The sequence below is a fragment of the Alistipes sp. An66 genome, assembly GCF_002161445.1.
GTDB classification, from domain to species: Bacteria; Bacteroidota; Bacteroidia; order Bacteroidales; family Rikenellaceae; genus Alistipes; species Alistipes cottocaccae.
Genome location: NZ_NFHT01000001.1, coordinates 225629 through 243954, shown reverse-complemented (window position 1 = coordinate 243954; position 18326 = coordinate 225629). Strand labels below are relative to the sequence as shown.

Annotated in this window: 12 protein-coding genes; 8 read left to right on the top strand and 4 right to left on the bottom strand. The window is 61.6% G+C overall.

The genetic code is table 11. The features are described from left to right. The first annotated feature begins 6 nt into the window (after positions 1–6). Together B5G16_RS00935 and B5G16_RS00930 are read left to right on the top strand one after the other, a co-directional pair. On the top strand, positions 7–840 hold the full coding sequence (locus B5G16_RS00935; RefSeq protein ID WP_087260168.1) for an acyltransferase: 834 nt from the start codon (positions 7–9) through the stop codon (positions 838–840). A gap of 22 nt (positions 841–862) precedes the next feature. Next, positions 863–1870: a GNAT family N-acetyltransferase gene (locus B5G16_RS00930; protein ID WP_087260166.1), complete on the top strand. Its 1008-nt coding sequence runs from the start codon at positions 863–865 to the stop codon at positions 1868–1870. 305 nt (positions 1871–2175) lie between these two features. Here the strand turns inward: B5G16_RS00930 and B5G16_RS00925 are convergent, their stop codons facing one another. The 3 genes from B5G16_RS00925 to B5G16_RS00915 all read right to left on the bottom strand — a co-directional run bounded on the left by B5G16_RS00925 (position 2176) and on the right by B5G16_RS00915 (position 6517). Next, positions 2176–2388 carry a hypothetical protein gene (locus tag B5G16_RS00925; RefSeq protein ID WP_087260164.1) on the bottom strand — a complete coding sequence of 71 codons (213 nt, stop codon included), beginning with the start codon at positions 2386–2388 and terminating at the stop codon, positions 2176–2178. Between the two features lie 243 nt (positions 2389–2631). Next, on the bottom strand, positions 2632–3993 hold the full coding sequence (locus tag B5G16_RS00920) for a sigma-54-dependent transcriptional regulator (protein WP_087260162.1): 1362 nt from the start codon (positions 3991–3993) through the stop codon (positions 2632–2634). A 4-nt stretch (positions 3994–3997) separates the two neighbouring features. After that, complete coding sequence (locus B5G16_RS00915) at positions 3998–6517, bottom strand: ATP-binding protein (RefSeq protein WP_087260160.1); 2520 nt, start codon at positions 6515–6517, stop codon at positions 3998–4000. A 193-nt stretch (positions 6518–6710) separates the two neighbouring features. Between B5G16_RS00915 and B5G16_RS00910 the strand changes: the two genes are divergently transcribed. The 4 genes from B5G16_RS00910 to B5G16_RS00895 all read left to right on the top strand — a co-directional run bounded on the left by B5G16_RS00910 (position 6711) and on the right by B5G16_RS00895 (position 12543). Further along, positions 6711–7634: an ABC transporter ATP-binding protein gene (locus tag B5G16_RS00910; protein ID WP_087260158.1), complete on the top strand. Its 924-nt coding sequence runs from the start codon at positions 6711–6713 to the stop codon at positions 7632–7634. 28 nt (positions 7635–7662) lie between these two features. Then, positions 7663–8991, top strand: coding sequence for an ABC transporter permease (locus B5G16_RS00905; RefSeq protein WP_087260156.1), 1329 nt, complete (start codon positions 7663–7665; stop codon positions 8989–8991). A gap of 165 nt (positions 8992–9156) precedes the next feature. Further along, positions 9157–10419 (top strand): phosphoglycerate kinase, encoded by a 1263-nt coding sequence (locus B5G16_RS00900; RefSeq protein ID WP_087260153.1) that lies wholly within the window; start codon positions 9157–9159, stop codon positions 10417–10419. A gap of 126 nt (positions 10420–10545) precedes the next feature. Further along, positions 10546–12543: a M13 family metallopeptidase gene (locus B5G16_RS00895; protein ID WP_087260151.1), complete on the top strand. Its 1998-nt coding sequence runs from the start codon at positions 10546–10548 to the stop codon at positions 12541–12543. A gap of 559 nt (positions 12544–13102) precedes the next feature. Here the strand turns inward: B5G16_RS00895 and B5G16_RS00890 are convergent. Further along, entirely contained in the window at positions 13103–15400 is a 2298-nt protein-coding gene (locus B5G16_RS00890; RefSeq protein WP_087260149.1) for a patatin-like phospholipase family protein, read from the bottom strand. A 76-nt stretch (positions 15401–15476) separates the two neighbouring features. On the opposite strand from B5G16_RS00890, the gene pheS reads away from it, so the two are divergent. Both pheS and B5G16_RS00880 read left to right on the top strand, forming a co-directional pair. Beyond that, the gene (pheS, locus tag B5G16_RS00885; RefSeq protein ID WP_087260147.1) at positions 15477–16502 is read left to right on the top strand and encodes a phenylalanine--tRNA ligase subunit alpha; all 1026 of its coding nucleotides are present in this window, start codon (positions 15477–15479) and stop codon (positions 16500–16502) included. 12 nt (positions 16503–16514) lie between these two features. Further along, positions 16515–18323 (top strand): tetratricopeptide repeat protein, encoded by a 1809-nt coding sequence (locus B5G16_RS00880; RefSeq protein WP_087260145.1) that lies wholly within the window; start codon positions 16515–16517, stop codon positions 18321–18323. Positions 18324–18326: the final 3 nt, after the last annotated feature.

The following is an 18326-nucleotide window of genomic DNA, read 5'->3' as shown; positions in this document are numbered from 1 at the left end:
GATTCCATGCCCCAGATAGACATCGGCGCCGTAATCCGGGGAAAAGCCCCGCGGGCGGCGCACTGGATCCCCCGAGCGGTCGTCACGTGGCTCCGCCGCACGATCCACGAACGGGAGATCAACCACATCCTCGAAAGCTACTGGTCGCTGCCGCCCCAGGAGTTCATCCGTGCGGCCTTCCGCGAATGGGGGGTCACCTACTCCGCCGAAGGGCTCGAACGCCTCGACCCCCGGGGCCGCTACCTTTTCGTCTCGAACCATCCCTTCGGGGGGATGGACGGCATGATGCTCGCCGACAAGCTGATCGACCGCTTCGGCGATGCCCGTGTGGTGGTCAACGACCTGCTGATGCACCTCGAACCGCTGCGCCCGCTCTGGATCCCCGTCAACAAGCACGGCTCGCAGAATGCGGCCTACGCCCGGAAATTCGACGAGGAGTTCTTCGGCGACCGCCCGATCCTGACCTTTCCCGCGGGCCTCTGCTCGCGGACCGTCGACGGACGGGTCACCGACCCCGAGTGGAAGATCAGTTTCCTGAAAAAGGCCTACGCCTCGCAGCGGCTGATCGTACCGGTCTTCGTCGAGGGGCGCCTGTCGAACTTTTTCTACCGCGTCTACCACCTGCGCAAGGCGCTGGGCATCCGGTTCAACATCGAGATGCTGTGGCTTCCCGACGAGATGTTCTCGCAGAAGGGGCGCCATTTCCGCATCGTCGTGGGCGATCCGATCGCCGTCGCCGAGCTCCAACCCTGCGGATCGCTCCGCGAACAGGTCGAAGAAGTTCGCAAAAAGGTCTATTCATTGGAAAAAACGCTCGACGATCCCGCAAAAAACCGGTAATTATTGGTATTTTTGCGTCGCCATGCAACAGAAAACAATGGAACCCATCATCGAACCCGTCGACCGGGAGTTGCTGCTGGCGGAACTGACCCCCGCCCGCAAGGTCCGCGACACCCACAAGGCCGGCAACGAAATCTATATCTTCCCGGCCTCCGAATGCCCGTCGCTGATGCGCGAAATCGGACGGCTGCGCGAAGTGGCGTTCCGCGGTGCCGGCGGCGGCACCGGACACGCGGTCGACATCGACGAGGAGGACCTCGCACCCGACGGATACTACCAGCTGATCGTCTGGGACCCCGCGGCCCGCGAGATCATCGGCGGCTACCGCTTCATCATCTGCACGTCGCCCTACCCGCGCCACCTCTCGACGGAGCACTACTTCCGGTTCAGCGAGCGTTTCCGCAACAAATACCTGCCCCGGACCATCGAACTCGGACGTTCGTTCATCCAGCCCGCCTACCAGGCCCGCGGAAACTCGAAGAGCATCTACGCCCTGGACAACCTCTGGGACGGACTCGGCGCCCTGATCGTACTGAACCCCAAGGCCAAATACCTCTTCGGCAAGGTCACCATGTACACGACCTACAAGGCCGTGGCGCGCAATGCGCTGATCTGGTTCCTGCGCCGCTACTTCCCCGACCGCGAGGGGCTGGTCGAAGGAATCCATCCGATCCGGCTCGACCTCGACGACCCCTACTACGAGGAGCTCTTCTCGGGGGAAACCTACATGGAGAACTACCGGATCCTGATCCAGAAAGTCCGGGAGTTCAACGAGAACATCCCGCCGCTGATCAACGCCTACATGAATCTCTCGCCCACGATGCGGGTTTTCGACACGGTTTCGAACCCCGATTTCGGAGGGGTCGAGGAGACCGGAATTCTGGTGACGATCCGGGACATCTACCCCGAGAAGCGGCTGCGCTATACCCGCTGGCAGGGCTGGCGGGCGAATCTGAAACACCGCCGCGAGGAGTTCAGCGAGCAGCTCCGCGAACACCTCGGCCGGATCACCAGGAAACGGAATCCCTGAACGCCGGGCCTCGTCCGGAAAGGGATGGATGCGACGGACGAATTCCCGCATCCGGGTCGCAATACAGACAAAAAACGATTCCGGAGCCAACCGGGCTCCGGTGCGGGATCGACGACAGGCGGGCTTGCGACATGCAGGCCCGCCTTTTTGTGGCGCCCCCATCGGGCAAAAAAATCCCTGCCCGAAGGCAGGGAACCAGGCAAACAATTTTTTTGTTTTTGATTTAAAAAGAAGATGGAAGCACACGAGGATCCTTGCTGCCTCACTCCCACACACAAGACCTTCATGGCCTCCATCCGTTTCGATTATTCTTCTGCGGGTTGTTCTTCGGGTCCGGCGGGTGTCTGATCCGGCTTCGCCGGTTCGGGCTGATCTTCCGGTTTCTGATCCGGAGCCGGCTGCTCTTCGGGCGCCGGGCACTCTTTCTTCGGAGGCTCCTGTTTCTCGGGCTCCTGGGCCACAACCCAGCCGCCACAGGTCAGCATCAGGGCTGCCATCATGACAATCGTCTTTTTCATAACACGGTGTTTTTAAATGGTTGAACTTCTGTTTCCGTTTTTGCCCGCGGAATCGTCATCCGCGTTTCTGCCTTCCAGAAGTTCAAGCGCAGTGCCACACACGCAAAAAGACAGCAATCAACAAATAATCAATAATATACAAAATATATAAAGTTTTCGCGGAGGTGTGGAGATCTGTGGAGAAGCGGGCGGGGAGTGTGGAAATATTCCACACCGCACGTCCGGACGACGCCCCGGCAGGCATCATTCGATGCCGTAGAGACGAAGTTTGTTGTAGAGCGTCTTGCGGTCGATACCGAGGAGTTTGGCGGCCTGCGACTTGTTCCCGCCGGCGACGGCCAATGCCCGCCGGATCTGCTCCTCCTCGGAGACCGGATCGTGCAGGGAGAGCGGCGCGGAGGAGCCCGAACCCTCGGAGATCTCGCGCGGGAGATCGCTCACGGCGATGTATTCCCCGGCGGCGAGCAGCGTCGCCGACATCACCGTATTTTTCAACTGACGCAGGTTTCCCGGCCAGTCGTAGGCCGAGAGCGCCTTCACGGCCGCAGCCTCGAATCCGACGATCCGTTTGTCGAGTTCGCGGTTGGCCTGGTCGAGGAAGAAGTCGGCGAAGAGCGGAATATCCTCGCGCCGCTCGCGCAGAGAGGGGACGCGCAGCGTGAAGGAGTTGATGCGGTGATAGAGGTCGGCGCGGAAGGTTCCGCGGGCGATGGCCGCTTCGAGATCCTCGTTCGTGGCGGCCACGAGCCGGATGTCGACCGGGATCTCGCGATTCCCGCCCACGGGGCGGATCCGCCGCTCCTGCAACGCCCGCAGCAGCTGGACCTGGGTTTCGTAGGTGAGGTTCCCGACCTCGTCCAGAAAGAGCGTTCCGCCGTCGGCCGCCTCGAAAGCCCCCATTTTGTCACTCACGGCACCGGTAAACGAGCCCTTGACGTGCCCGAAGAACTCCGAAGCGGCCAGTTCGCGGGGAATGGCCCCGCAATCGACCGCCACGAAGGGTTTTCCGGCGCGTTTGCTGTTCTGGTGGATGAGCTGTGCCACGTGCTCCTTGCCCGTTCCGCTGGCGCCGTTGACCAGCACCGACATGTTCGTCGGACCCACCAGCCGGATGTATTCGTAGAGGCGTCGCGACGCATCGCTGCGCCCCTCGATGTAGTCGAGCCGCCCGGCCGGTGCGGAGACCTTCGAAGGGCTCTTCCGGACGGGTTTCGCCTCCGCCGCAGCCGCCGCAACCGATTCGGCGGGCATCTCCAACGCTTCGCGGATCTTTTTCAGCAGTTCGTCGGGATTCACCGGCTTGGAGACGTAGTCGCGCGCCCCGAGTTTCATGCAGCGCACGGCATTCTGGATCTCCGCATAGCTCGTCATGACGATCACCGGGGTTTCGAATCCCTCGCCGGCCATCCATTGCAGCAGGGCGATGCCGTCCTCGTCGGGCAGGCGCATGTCGCACAGCACCAGCGAGAAGGCACCGTCGGCAAGCGAAGTCCGGGCTGCGGCGACGGTCGAAGCCGTCGCCACCTCGAAGCCGCGCTTCGAGAGCCAGGTGCGCAGCATCAGGGCAAAAGTGATATCGTCGTCTACGATCAGAATCCGTTCCATAACGTCACAAAGATAGTCTTTTTTCCGCTTCCGCAACGATTGCGCGGATTTCCCCGACCGCCGCGCGCAACGCTCCGTCGCGGGAGGCAATACCGGGACGATCATCTGTTTCGGCCCGCCGCAGGGTCTCGGCCACCTCCGCGGCGCGGAGCATCGTGAAGATCGGAACCATCTTGTGGGCCAGGGCCCGAACCGTCGCATCGTCACCCCGGTCCAGCGCCCGCTCCATCTCGGCGCAATGGGCGGCGGTCTGTTCGGCAAACGAGCGCAGGATGCTCCGCGCCGCCTCGGCATCATCGCCCGCATAGGCCGTCAGGGCGCGGAAATCGACCCCTCCGGCCGTCGGGTGTCGGTCGGGTTCGGACGCCACACCATCCCCGCCCCGCTCCGGATCGGGCACCCCGGCCTCCCCGCAGGCCCCACGGATCACCGCCAACAGCTCCTGCGAGGTGAAGGGCTTGCGCAGACAACCGGCGAATCCGCGCTCCGCAAGCCCGTCTCCATCGAGCGTCCCGCGGGCCGAAACCGCCACCACGGGCAGCGACGGATCGACCTCGTGTACGGCGTTCAGAACGCTGAATCCGTCGGCCGAGGGCATCTGGATGTCGGTAAGCACCAGATCGAAGCCTCCTTCGCCGACGAGTTTGCCCGCATATTCGGGATACTGGCAGCTTTCGGCCTCCAATCCGGCACGGCGGCACATCGCCGCAGTCATTTCGAGTTGCAGCGGATCGTCATCGACCAGCAGAATCCGCAGACCAGGCAGGACAAAGGACTCCTCCGTTCCGGAGAGAGCCGCGTCGGAGCCTCCGGGAGCCGATACCGGATCGGTTTCCGCAGGGGTTCCGAATCCGCCGGTCTCCCGTACCGGCACGGTCACGATGAAACGGCTGCCCTCGCCGAGACGGCTTTCGAGCGAGATCCGGCCGCCGAGGAGCTTCACCAGCCGGTCCACGATCGAGAGTCCGAGACCGAAACCGTCGACCCCGCGGGCCGAGCGCAGGCGGACGAACTCCCCGAAGATCCGCTCCTTCTCCTCGCGGCCGATGCCGCGTCCCGTATCCCGGACCGAGAAGATCAACTCGCCCTTCACCACGTCGACACGGAGTTTCACCCACCCCGTATCGGTGAATTTCAGGGCGTTGGACAACAGGTTGTCGGCAATCTGCCGCACGTGGAAGGCATCCCCCTCGACGATCTTCGCGGCGCCCCCGCCGGTTTCGAGCCGCAGGTCCAGCCCCTTGGCCGCCGCCGCGGCAGCGAACCCCGCCCGGATCGTCTCGAAGAGCTGTCCCGGATTGAACGCCACGCGGTGCACCTCGATCTTGTTGATGTCCAGCCGGTAGAAGTCCAGCAGGCTGTTGACCAGCGCCAGCAGGTGGTCCGACGACTCCTTCATGTTGCGCAGGTAGAGCTCCTGCCGCTTGTCGTCGGTGAGCCGCGACAGCAGGTCGATATACCCCATTACGGATCCCAGCGGAGCCTTGATGTCGTGCGTGATGGCCAGCATCAGCTGCTCGCGGGCCGCCAGCAGCGACTCCTTCTCGCGATTGGTGCGTTCCAGTTCGCGGCGGTAGCGGTTCCCGCGGTTGATGTCGCGCCAGAGGATCCCCACGAAGAAGAGCATCAGCAGAATCGACCCGCCCGTGACGCCGCCCAGAATATGCGACGTGCGGCGGCGGATCGCCTCGTTGCGCCGGATGCGCCGCATCAGGAAGGCCGTATCCTCGGCTTCGAAATCGAGGATCAGGCTGTAAATCTTCATGTTCACCAGGTCGTTGCTGTAACTCAACCGCAGCCCCTCCTGCCACGCCCGGTCGTAAATCGTCCGGCGGTTGCTCGTGACGCTGTCCTGCAAGGCCCGGAGCACCAGTTCGATGGTATCCTTCACCACCCCGACGGGCAGCATCGCCCCGACCACCTCGCGGCGTGAAATCACCACGCTGGAATCCGCCGACGGGCTGAACAGATCGGCCACGCGTTGCAGGAACCGGCGCTTGGCGCGCGGTTCGACGATTGTATCCTGCCGCACGATCCGCCGGAACGGCGTCGTGTCCCCCGCGATGCTCGCCTGCGGACCGATCAGTTCGCGGATGTTCTTGTCCAGCAGTCCGGCGGTCGAACTCGCACGGATGGACTGCTGCAAGCTCATCGTGCGCCGCTCCTTGTCGTTCAGCAGGCGCGTGATGCTGTCCAGCCGCAGCAGCTGCAAGGAGTCATCGGCGGTCGTGAGCGCACGCAACGAGTCGATACATCCCCGCACGGTACGCAGTTCGCTCCGGTAGCGGTTCTCGTAGGAGTGGTAGCCGGCAATCACCAGCTGTCCGTAACTTTCGGACTGATAGAGATGGTAGAGCGTCCGGTTCACGGCCGTACGCTTCGTATGCAACAGGATGGAGTCGTTGTCGGGCGCGGAGAAACGCACCATGACCCGATAGACATAGGCGATGGCGAGAATACTGACCGCCGCGAGCAGCACATACCCCGCCACGATCTTCGTTTTGACGAATTTCGACTCCTTCACAGCGCCAAAGATAGCGAAAGTTCCGCGGATGGACAACTCTCCGACGGACGACACGCTGCCGTCCGTCGTCCCGTCCGTCGGAAAAGGGATGACAGGGGGATTAAAATTTTATCGAAAAACGATAAATATTTTTTGATATTCACAATTTGTTTCTATATTTGCGGCTGTAACGATCCGAAAAATCTCAACCATCATGAAGGATTTGCTCACGGCGGAGCACGTCACCAAACGCTACGCGGCGCACACGGCGCTCGACGACGTCTCGCTCGCCATCCCCGAAGGCTCGGTATACGGCCTGCTCGGGCCCAACGGAGCCGGAAAAACAACCCTCATCCGCATCATCAACCGCATCACGGCTCCCGACAGCGGCCGCGTGCTCTTCGACGGCCGGGAAATCGCCCCCGAGGATGTCTACCGCATCGGCTACCTGCCCGAGGAGCGCGGACTCTACAAGAAGATGAAGGTCGGCGAACAGGCCCTCTTCTTCGCCCGCCTCAAAGGGCTTTCGCGGCGCGACGCCACGGCCCGGCTGAAAACCTGGTTCGAGAAGTTCGGCATCCAGAGCTGGTGGGACAAGAAGGTCGAGGAGCTCTCGAAGGGCATGGCCCAGAAGGTGCAGTTCATCGTCACGGTGCTGCACGAACCGCGTCTGCTGATCTTCGACGAGCCCTTCTCGGGCTTCGACCCCATCAACGCCAACCTCCTGAAAGAGGAGATCCTGGCCCTGCGCGACAAGGGCGCCACGGTGATCTTCTCGACGCACAACATGTCGTCGGTGGAGGAGATCTGCGACCACATCACGCTGATCAACAAGTCGCGGAACATCCTCTCGGGACGTGTCGACGACATCCGCCGCCGTCACGGCGCCAACATCTTCGAGGTGGCCTACCGCGGCGATGAAGAGGCCCTGCGGCGTGCCGTCGCGGGCCGCTGCGAGATCCTCGAAGGGGCCGAGGAGGAGTCCGCCTACCGGACCCTGAAACTCCATGTCCCCGGCGACGGTGAGGTCCGCGCCGTAATCGCGGCCGTGAACGAGGCGGTCGAACTGCGTTCGTTCCGAGAGATCATCCCCTCGATGAACGACATCTTCATCAGGGCCGTAAACGGAAAACTCTGACAACAGGAACCCTTCATCCCCAAAAGCCATGGCAAGATCCAACATACCCATCATCATCCAGCGCGAATTCAACGAACGCGTACGCAAAAAATCCTTCATCATCAGCACGATCCTCATGCCCGTGATGATGATCGCCCTGATGGCCGCCCCGGCGCTCATCATGGAGTATTCACGCGGCGAGCAGAAGGCGATCGCCGTGATCGACGAGAGCGGCCTGGTGGCCCCGCGGCTCGAAAGCGACGAGGAGATCCGCTTCGAGACCACCGACCTGACGACCGACAAGGCCCGCAGGGAGCTGACCGACCGCTTCGGCGTGCTCTACATCGGGCGGGACATCCTCGAAAACCCCTCGAACGTGCGGCTCTATGCCAATGCGTCGACGTCGCTCTCCGTCGAGAACAACATCACGGGCCAGATCGGGAAGATCCTCGAAGCCGAGAAACTCAAAGCCTACGACATCGAGGACCTCGACCGGATCCTCTCCGAAGTGAAGACCACGGTCACGATGCAGACCTTCCGCAACGACAAGTCGCAGGAGGAGGAGACCCAGGCCCAGTCGTCGGGCGTCGCCACGGTCCTCGGCTACATCCTCGGATTCGTGCTCTACATGTTCCTGCTCATCTACGGCTCGATGGTCATGCAGTCGGTGATCGAGGAGAAGAACAACCGCGTGCTGGAAGTGATGGTCTCGTCGGTGCGTCCGTTCGACCTGATGCTCGGGAAGATCCTCGGCGTGGCGGCCGTCGCCGTGGTGCAGATCCTCATCTGGGGCGTGCTGATCGTCCTCGCCGGCGGGGTCGTCATGCCCCACCTGATGCCTGCCGACACGATGGCCGGCGTCCAGGCCATGCAGCAGGGCATGCCCGACGCCGCAGCCATGAGCGGCATGGATCCCGAGCTGTTGCAGGCCGTGGCCGCCATGACCGATCTGGGATACGTCCTCAAAATCTTCGGCTGCCTGCTGTTGTTCGTCTTCGGCGGATACCTGCTCTATTCGGCGATGTTCGCCGCCGTGGGCTCGGCCGTCGACAACGTCCAGGACGCCTCGCAGTTGCAGATGCCCATCACGCTGCCGATCATCCTCGCCCTGCTGATGATGCTGGCCGTGATCAAGGACCCCAACTCGCCGATGGCCTTCTGGTTCTCGATCATCCCCTTCACGTCGCCCGTGGTGATGATGGCCCGCATCCCCTACGACATCCCGCTGTGGGAGATCCTCCTCTCGCTCGCGGTGCTCTACGCCTCGTTCGTGGCGATGGTCTGGTTCGCGGCCAAGATCTACCGCGTGGGCATCTTCATGTACGGCAAGAAACCCACCCTGAAAGAGCTCTTCAAGTGGGTTCGGTACAAATATTGACCGCCGTTCCCGAAGATCGGGAAGCCCGCATCCGGAAGACGTCCGGGAAGGAAACTCATTTTTCTGTTATCGGAATAACAGATTTGCTGAAAATTTTTCGTAAATTTGCCGCCGATACGGAATTCGCGAAAAAATTTCTACAAAATACTTAAATCTCAAAGAGCTATGATTTCGATCGACAACTACGATTTCAAAGGCAAACGCGCGATCATCCGCGTGGATTTCAACGTGCCCCTGAACGAAAAGGGCGAAGTGACCGACGACACGCGCATCCGCGCCGCGATGCCCACCGTCAAGAAGGTGCTCGCCGAGGGCGGAGCGGTGATCCTCATGTCGCACATGGGACGTCCGAAGAAGAATCCCGATCCCAAATATTCGCTCGAACAGATCATCCCGGCCATCGAGAAGAACCTCGGCGTGAAGGTTCAGTTCGCCGGCGACTGCATGGGCGAAAAGGCTGCCGAGATGTGCAAGAACATCAAACCCGGCGAGGTGGTTCTGCTCGAAAACCTGCGTTTCTACGCCGAGGAGGAGGGCAAACCCCGCGGTCTGGCCGAAGACGCCACCAAGGAGGAGAAGGACGCCGCCAAGAAGGCCCTGAAAGAGGGCCCGCAGAAGGAGTTCGTCAAGAAACTCGCTTCGTATGCCGACTGCTACATCAACGACGCTTTCGGCACGGCACACCGCAAGCACGCTTCGACCTATCTGATCGCCAAGCACTTCCCCAACGACAAGATGTTCGGCTACCTGATGGAGAAGGAGGTCAAGGCCATCTCGTCGCTCATGGAGGCTCCGCAGCATCCGTTCTGCGCCATCATCGGCGGTTCGAAGGTCTCGACGAAGATCGGCGTCATCAAGTCGCTCATCGAGAAGGTCGACTCGATCGTCATCGGCGGCGGCATGACCTACACCTTCGCCGCAGCCCAGGGCGGCAAGGTCGGCGGTTCGATCTGCGAGCCCGACATGTTCCCCGTGGCGCTCGAAATCCTCGAACTGGCCAAGCAGAAGGGCGTACAGCTGGTGATGTCGCCCGACGCACTGATCGCCGACGCCTTCTCGGCCGACGCCAACACCTCGACGGCCCCGGCCAACAACATCCCCGACGGATGGGAGGGTGTCGACATCGCCGATGAGGGCAAGAAGATCTTCCGCGAGCACATCCTCGGCTGCAAGACCATTCTGTGGAACGGCCCCGTGGGCGTCTTCGAGATCGACAAGTTCGCAACCGGTTCGAAGGAGGTGGCGCTGGCCATCGCCGAGGCCACGAAGAAGGGCGCCTACTCGCTCATCGGCGGCGGCGACTCGGTGGCCTGCATCAACAAGTTCGGACTCGCCGACCAGGTTTCCTACATTTCGACCGGCGGCGGCGCCCTGCTTGAATACATCGAATTCGGCACGCTGCCCGGCGTAGACGCCATCCGCGAATAAACCGACGGAGCGATCGCACAATCCTTTTCCGAAGCGGAGATTTCCGGGACTCCGGGGATCTCCGCTTCCCATAAAAACCCGAACGTCATGAAACGTATCTTTCTTTTAGCAGCAACCGTGGCCTGTATGGCATCCTGTCAAAACAACCAACCGAAAACCCCGGCCATCGACCTCTCGAACTTCGACCTGTCGGTAGCGCCGAACGCCGACTTCTACCAGTATGCCACGGGCGGCTGGCAGAAAAACAACCCGCTGAAACCCGAATTCTCGCGCTACGGATCCTTCGACGTGCTGCGCGAAAACAACGAAAAACGAATCAACGCCCTCTTCCAGGAGATGACCAAGCTCGAAGCCGCTCCGGGGAGCGTCGAGCAGAAGATCTCGGACCTCTACAAGATGGGGCTCGACTCGGTGCGTCTGAACGCCGAGGGCGCCGCGCCGCTGGCCGCCGACCTGCAACTCGTCGAGGGGCTCGTCGACCGGTCACAGCTTCCCGAAGTGCTGGCCAAAATCCACATGGCGCTGGCCAACCCGTTCTTCGGCATCGGCGTGATGGCCGACCTGATGGACAGCAACGTCAACACGCTCTACGTGGGTCAGTCGGGAATCTCGATGGGCGACCGCGACTACTACGTGGATCCGGAAAACGCCCCGATCAAGGAGGCCTACAAGAATTACCTGGTGCGGATCTTCACCCTCGCCGGCTATGACGAGGCCGCAGCCGCACAGGCCGCCGCCGACGCCCTCGAAGTAGAGGACTCGCTGGCCGAGGTCTTCTTCTCGAACGTCGAGCAGCGCGACATCCCCGCGCAGTACAACCCGATGACGCGCGCGGAATTCGCCAAAGCCTACGACGCCATCGACTGGGATGTCTACTTCGAAGGGATGGGTCTGGCCGATGCCGACCGCATGATCGTCCAGCAGAAGCGCGTCATGGAGCGTGTCAACCAGCTCTTCAAGACCCTTCCGCTCGACAAGATCCGCCACTACCTCGCGGCACAAATCATCAACGGCGGCGCCTCGTCGCTGAGCGACGACTTCCAGACGGCATCGTTCGAGTTCTACGGCCGCACGATGTCGGGCCAGCAGGAGCAGAAACCCCGCTGGAAACGTGCCATGTCGGTACCCAACGGACTCCTGGGCGAGGCCGTGGGCGAGATGTACGTGGCGAAGTACTTCCCCGAGAAGGACAAGCAGCGCATGACCGAACTGGTGAAGAACCTGCAAACGTCGCTTTCGCAGCACATCGCCGCCCTCGACTGGATGTCGGACGCCACGAAGGCCAAGGCACAGGAGAAACTGTCCTCGTTCACCGTGAAGATCGGCTACCCGGACAAGTGGAAGGACTACTCGACGCTGACGATCGACCCGGCGAAGAGCTACTACAAGAACCTGCGTGACGCCAGCGTGTGGGCCACGAAGGACAACCTCGACAAGTACGGCAAACCGGTCGACCGGGAGGAATGGGGCATGACGCCGCAGACGGTGAACGCCTACTACAACCCGACGACCAACGAAATCTGCTTCCCGGCCGCCATTCTGCAACCGCCGTTCTACAACCCGGATGCCGACGATGCGGTGAACTACGGCGCCATTGGCGTGGTGATCGGTCACGAGATGACCCACGGCTTCGACGACCAGGGCCGCCAGTTCGACAAGGACGGCAACATGAACAACTGGTGGACGGACGAGGATGCTGCGGCCTTCCAGGCGAAGACCGACATTCTGGTCAAGCAGTTCGACGCCATCGAGGTGCTTCCGGCCAAGGGTGATCAGCCGGCACTGCATGCCAACGGTGCGCTGTGCCTGGGCGAGAACATCGCCGACCAGGGCGGTCTGCGCGTAGCCTATACGGCCTACCGGAACTCGCTCGAAGGCAAGGAGGCTCCGGCGCCGATCGACGGATTCACCGACGCACAGCGCTTCTACCTGGCTTATGCGACGCTCTGGGCACAGAACATCCGCGACGAGGAGATCGCGCGTCTGACGAAGCTTGACGTGCACTCGCTGGGCAAATGGCGCGTGAATGCCACGCTGCGCAACATTCAGGACTTCTACGATGCCTTCGGCATCACCGACGGAGCGATGTTCATGCCCGAGGAGGAGCGCGTGATCATCTGGTAACCGCCCAAAAAGAAGAGGGGCAGCCCCGCGGCAACCCCTTCACGAAAAAGCCGTCCGAACGAGTTTCGGGCGGTTTTTTCGTGGGGGGGGGTGAGGGGCCCGTAAGACGTCCGACAGCCCGAAAGGACCGGATCCGCATAAAGTCTCGGAGCCGGAAGTCTCTTCCGAAAGCAAAGCCAACACAATACACGCACGTGCAAATCATAACGTTTCGTATCTCGTTGCGGCGAGATACTTCACTGGCATCGCGTTACAGCAAAGAAACAGCCTGCCCGACCTCCCGGGCTTGCGAGTGGGCCCGGGAAGTCGGCAGGCCATCAGAAAGTTGCACGTTTGCGCTTACGGATTACTTACGCGGTCGTGCTGCCCGAATCAAAATCCATGCAATAAAGCCGAAAATCTCTTCCGAAAGCGGAAAAGCGGTCCAGCATCGAAAGACTATCGGGTCCTAATCCAAGAAAATGTTCCGGAGCCGAAAATCTCTTCCGAAAGCGGGAAAGCGGTCCGACACCGAGAGACTGTCCAGCAGCGGCAACAGAATACGGTCCAAGAAAAAAGATCAATAAAAGGTGCCCTTGGGAGCGAAGATTGCGTATCCGAAATTGAAGGTCAGATACATGTTCTTCCAGTTTTTCAGATCGTATTTCGTCAGCGAAAGACTCACCGGGCCGATCGGCGTGTGGTAGACGAGCGACGCCTCGGCGATGTAGTGCCAGCGTTCGTCGGCACCGCCCAGCGGATTGAAGTCGCGCTTCTCCCGGAACATGGCGTAGAAACCCGTGCGGAAGAAGAAGTCGGGCATCAGGTCGAAGGTCGGCATCACGCCGCCGGCCACGAAGCGGCTCGCCCGGTAATCGGGCATGAAGACCATCCGGGCATGGGAGACCGGCGCATACTCGGGCATCGACATGAGCGTTGCGGTGGGGGTGCGGAACGACGGATGGTTCGTATAGACGGCATCGACGTTGAGGCCGAACGAGAACCAGCTGCACCGCGGCATGTCAAAGAACTTGTTCCACGTAAAGCGGCCCCCGAACCAATGCCGATTCTCCCGTGAAATGAAATCATCGGCATCGAAAGGGCTGTATTTGTCGCGTCCGGTGACGAAGATCGCCGAGAGGTTGAGCTCCGACCCGCGCCGCGGATAGAGGAACTTGTCGAGCGTATTGCGCGCAAGCCCGGCCCGGAGCCCGAAGAACGAGAAGCGCGAATGGTCGGTATCGTCGGCAAAGAAATCATCGGAATCATATCGGTAGTTGACATGTCCGCCGTTGGCCCGCAGGACGAAGACGCTGCGGTGGGTCAGCGGCATCCCGATCCCCACGGAGAGGAAACTCTCGCTGCTCTTGACCTGTTCGGCATTGCGGATCTGGGTGACGTTGCCGAAATAGCCGTGCCGGAAGTTGCTCACCGAGAAGTTGTAGGAGTAGTCGATGAAGACCGGCTCGATGGCATAGAAGTCCGTGCGACCGCCGAAGACCCCCCATGTATAGAGGGGTCCGAGGTAGAGATCGGCCCCGAGATGCTGCGACACGCGTCCGATCCAGTGGTATCCGATCCCGATATAGGCCTGGTTGAAGGCTGTCGAGGAGATGTTCCCGCCGATGGTGATCTTGAAGCTGGGACGGATTCCGAAGGTGGTCCCGAAGGTGTAGCGTCCGGAGACCGAATCGTAACGCACGCGCGGGAAATCCATCGTGAAATTCCCGTCGGCAAGGAGTTCGAAGAGGTTGTCGCGCAGTTCGGGGAAGCGCATCGGGCGCTGGACGCCCGGAGTGCGGCGGTCCATGTGGAGGAAATCGCGGATGTAATCCCGCTGTTCGGGCTTCAGGCCGTCGAGTTCGTAATTGTCGAAATAGAGCGCCGGGCACTTCTCGCGGAAGGCACGGCGGCGTTCGGCATACCAGGTCGAATCGCGGCGCTCGCCCACCTTCTCCAACAGCTGCGGCATCACGGCCATGGCATCCTCGTATCCGGCATCCATGATCGCCTCGGCCTGGTCGAAATCGAGCATGTTGACCCCCACGGCGCGGCGTATCGTGACGCTGCGTTCCGCAGGAAGCGTGTAGTCGGTATCCTGCATGGCGAGCATGAAGGCCTGATCGAAGAGGTTGCTGTCCTCGCTGGGCGGGGTGTTCCCGGCCGTGCAGATCGACCCGACGATCAGATCCGGAGCGAATTCGGCGTCCAGCGGTTTCCAGGGGAAGTTGTCGTAGATGCCGCCGTCGTAAAGCAGCATCGAGTCGATTGCCATAGGCTTGAATACCAGCGGAATGGACATCGACGAGCGGACCGCGAGACTCAAATCGCCGCTGCGCATCACCACCGGACGGCGGTGATTCATGTCGCTGGCCACGCAGAGGAACGGCACCATCAGACGGTCGAAATCACCCTGTGCAGCGGCTGTCGCCGGGGCAAAAAGCTCCGTAAGAGCCAGATCGACCTGTGTCGAGGAGATCAGGTTCGTCGGAACCTTGACACGCTCGCCGGCGGGGTTTCCGAGGTTCGCCCGCACGCTCAAAAACGAGGGATTGCTCCCCAGCTGGCGGTAGTAGCTCATGTAGCGGTTGGGGTCGATGCGCCCCGACACCCACTCCTTGACCACTCCCGAGGAGACGATGGCCCGCATCTCGGCAGGGGAGTAGCCGGCGGCATACATCGCGGCGATGATCGAGCCCATGGAGGTCCCGGCCACGCAGTCGATCGGGATTCCGTTCTCCTCCAGGGCTTCCAGCACGCCGATATGGTAAAGGCCCTTGGCACCGCCTCCGCTCATCACGACCCCGACCTTCCGGGCCGAAACCGGAGCGGCGGCCAGCAGCAGCCAAACCACAAATGAGCCGATTTTACGCAACATATCTCAATTTTTTTATAACTTTGCACATTACAAGGATGCCCGTCAAAAGTAGGCAAAAAAGAAACACGCACAAAATATGATCGACAAAATCAACGAACTCCTGCAACGAGTCGAGGAGTTCAAGCCCAAGGCAGCCGCCGAACTCGAAGAGTTCCGCATCCGGATCCTGGGCAAGAAGGGCGAGCTGAACGCCCTGATGGAGGAGTTCAAGACGGTGGCCCCGGAGCTCAAACGCGAACTGGGCCAGCAGCTCAACCGGCTGAAAACCGAGGCTACGACGCGGATCGCCGCGCTGCGCGAGGAGTTGCAGAACGCCGCCGCGGACAACACCCCCTCGTCGGGCGACCTCACGCGCCCCGGCACGGCCGAACACCTCGGTTCGCGCCACCCGATTTCGCTGGTCCGCAACCAGATCGTCGAGGTCTTTTCGAGACTGGGCTATACCGTGGCCGACGGTCCCGAGATCGAGGACGACTGGCATGTCTTCTCGGCGCTGAACTTCCCGCCCGAACACCCGGCACGCGACATGCAGGACACCTTCTTCATCGAAAAGGATCCCGACATCCTGCTGCGCACGCACACCTCGTCGATCCAGGTCCGCACGATGGAGCGCCAGAAGCCGCCCATCCGCGTCATCTGCCCCGGGCGCGTCTTCCGCAACGAGGCCATCTCCTACCGCGCCCACTGCATCTTCCACCAGATCGAGGGTCTCTACATCGACGAAGGGGTCTCGTTCGCCGACATGAAGCAGTCGCTGCTCTACTTCGCCAAGGAGATCTTCGGCGAGCAGGCCGTCATCCGCATGCGGCCGTCGTACTTCCCCTTCACGGAGCCCTCGGCCGAGGTCGACGTCTCGTGCAACCTCTGCGGCGGCAAAGGCTGCCCGGTCTGCAAGGGTACGGGATGGCTCGAAATCATGGGATGCGGCATGGTCGATCCCAATGTTTTGAAAGCAAACGACATAGATCCCGAAAAATACTCCGGATTCGCCTTCGGCATGGGAATTGAGCGCATCGCCATGCTCAAATACGGCGTGAAGGACCTGCGCCTCTACTTCGAGAACGACGTGCGCTTCCTCCACCAGTTCGACGAAGCGCTCTAAACCCCTGCACGCATGAAACGCCCGACAGCGACCACGATCCTCTGCCTCGCCCTCTTTTCCGCGGCCTTCGTCGCCGGAAAGGGGAACCCGGCGGCCCCCGACCGTCCGGACTCGCTGCCGAGCGTATGGTTCTATACCGAAGGAATCAAGCAGCACACCATTGCGGGCGACACCTCCCGGGCCCGGGAGTACTTCCGGGAGGCGATCCGCCGCGATTCGACCTACGCCCCGGCGTGGTACGAACTGGCCGGAAGCCTCGTTGCCTCCTCACCCGACGAAGCCGTCGACGCCGCACGCCGGGCCTGTCGGCTCGATACGGCCAACAGGTGGTACCAGCAGTTCTACGGCCAGACGCTGCTCATGACCGACCGCTACGGCGAAGCATTGAAGGTCTACCGCCGCCTGATGGAGGAGAACCCGAAGGATCCGGACAACTACCGCATCGTGGCGGCGCTCTACGAACAGCGTCAAAGCCCGTTTCAGGCGTTGGTGACGCTCGATTCGGCCGAGGTGCGCTTCGGGCGCATCCCGCTGTTGAGCAGCATGAAACGGCGTCTTCTCGTCGCCACGAACCAGATCGGCAAGGCCCTCGATGAAGCCCGCACGGCCGTCGAAGAGGCCCCCTACGAAGCCGCGAACCACGTGGTGCTGGCCGACCTCTATGCCGCCGACAAGCAGGACTCGCTCGCCCTGGCCGAATACCGCACCGCCCTGGCGATCGACTCCACGAACGTGCAGACGCTCATGTCGCTGGCCGATTTCCACGCCGGACGCCAGGACTACCGTTCGCTGCTCTCCGTCACGCGCCGGCTCTTCCTCTCGGAGGAGCTCCCGCTCGAATTGAAGATCAAGCGCTTCGAGGTCTTCACCTCCGACACGCGCTTCTATCGCGAGTATTACTTCCAGCTGAATGATCTGGCCTCGACGCTGGCCATCCGTTATCCGGACGATCCGCGCGTCGTGGAGCTCTATGCCGGGCATCTGATCGCCTCGGGCGAGTTGGAGCAGGCCCTTTCGCTCTACAAGAGCCACCTGGCGGACCAGCCCCCCGTGGAGCAGTACTACCGCATGGTCATCGACATCGAGAGTTATCTCCAACACCCCGACTCCGTGGACCGCTACGTCACGAAAGCACTGGAACTCTTCCCCGGGAAGGTGGAATTCCACATTTCGAAGGGCCACGTGATGAACCAGACGAAGCAGTACGGGCTGGCCATCCGGGCATACCGCGAATCACTCCGCTACGCCGATACGGACTCGCTGCGCAGCGTCATCTGGGGGATGATCGGCGACACCTGGCACCAGAAGGCCCTCGGCAACGATTCGATCCCCGAGGAGGAGCTCTTCGCCCGGGCGAAACTCCCCGGACGGAAAGGGCGCAGCGGAATCGACCGCCGCGCCATGAAGGAGTGTTACAGGTCCTACGACCGCAGTCTCGCCTACTGGCCGGACAACACGCTGGTGCTGAACAACTACGCCTACTTCCTCTCGCTCGAAGAGCGGGATCTGGACCGTGCGCTTGCGATGTCGAGTCGCGTCGTGGCGCTCACGGACAACAACCCGACCTATCTGGACACCCATGCGTGGGTGCTTTTCAAGTCGGGGCGTCTGGACGAGGCCCGGAAACTGCTGCAAAAGGCCGTGGCGCTCGACGGCCAGAACAGCCCCGAACTGATGCTCCACTACGGGGATGTGCTCCACGAACTGGGGGAACAGTTCATGGCCGAGATCTACTGGCAGCGGGCGCTGGAAAAGGGATACGACCCGCAGCCGATCGAACGGCGGATGAAGCAGCCCGCCCAAACCAAACCCGTCGAATAAACG

Coding starts and splice junctions, on each gene's coding strand:
- B5G16_RS00935 (WP_087260168.1), top strand. CDS start 7: ATGCCCCAGATAGACATCGGCGCCGTAATCCGGGGAAAAGCCCCGCGG.
- B5G16_RS00930 (WP_087260166.1), top strand. CDS start 863: ATGCAACAGAAAACAATGGAACCCATCATCGAACCCGTCGACCGGGAG.
- B5G16_RS00925 (WP_087260164.1), bottom strand. CDS start 2,388: ATGAAAAAGACGATTGTCATGATGGCAGCCCTGATGCTGACCTGTGGC.
- B5G16_RS00920 (WP_087260162.1), bottom strand. CDS start 3,993: ATGGAACGGATTCTGATCGTAGACGACGATATCACTTTTGCCCTGATG.
- B5G16_RS00910 (WP_087260158.1), top strand. CDS start 6,711: ATGAAGGATTTGCTCACGGCGGAGCACGTCACCAAACGCTACGCGGCG.
- B5G16_RS00905 (WP_087260156.1), top strand. CDS start 7,663: ATGGCAAGATCCAACATACCCATCATCATCCAGCGCGAATTCAACGAA.
- B5G16_RS00900 (WP_087260153.1), top strand. CDS start 9,157: ATGATTTCGATCGACAACTACGATTTCAAAGGCAAACGCGCGATCATC.
- B5G16_RS00895 (WP_087260151.1), top strand. CDS start 10,546: ATGGCATCCTGTCAAAACAACCAACCGAAAACCCCGGCCATCGACCTC.
- B5G16_RS00890 (WP_087260149.1), bottom strand. CDS start 15,400: ATGTTGCGTAAAATCGGCTCATTTGTGGTTTGGCTGCTGCTGGCCGCC.
- pheS (WP_087260147.1), top strand. CDS start 15,477: ATGATCGACAAAATCAACGAACTCCTGCAACGAGTCGAGGAGTTCAAG.
- B5G16_RS00880 (WP_087260145.1), top strand. CDS start 16,515: ATGAAACGCCCGACAGCGACCACGATCCTCTGCCTCGCCCTCTTTTCC.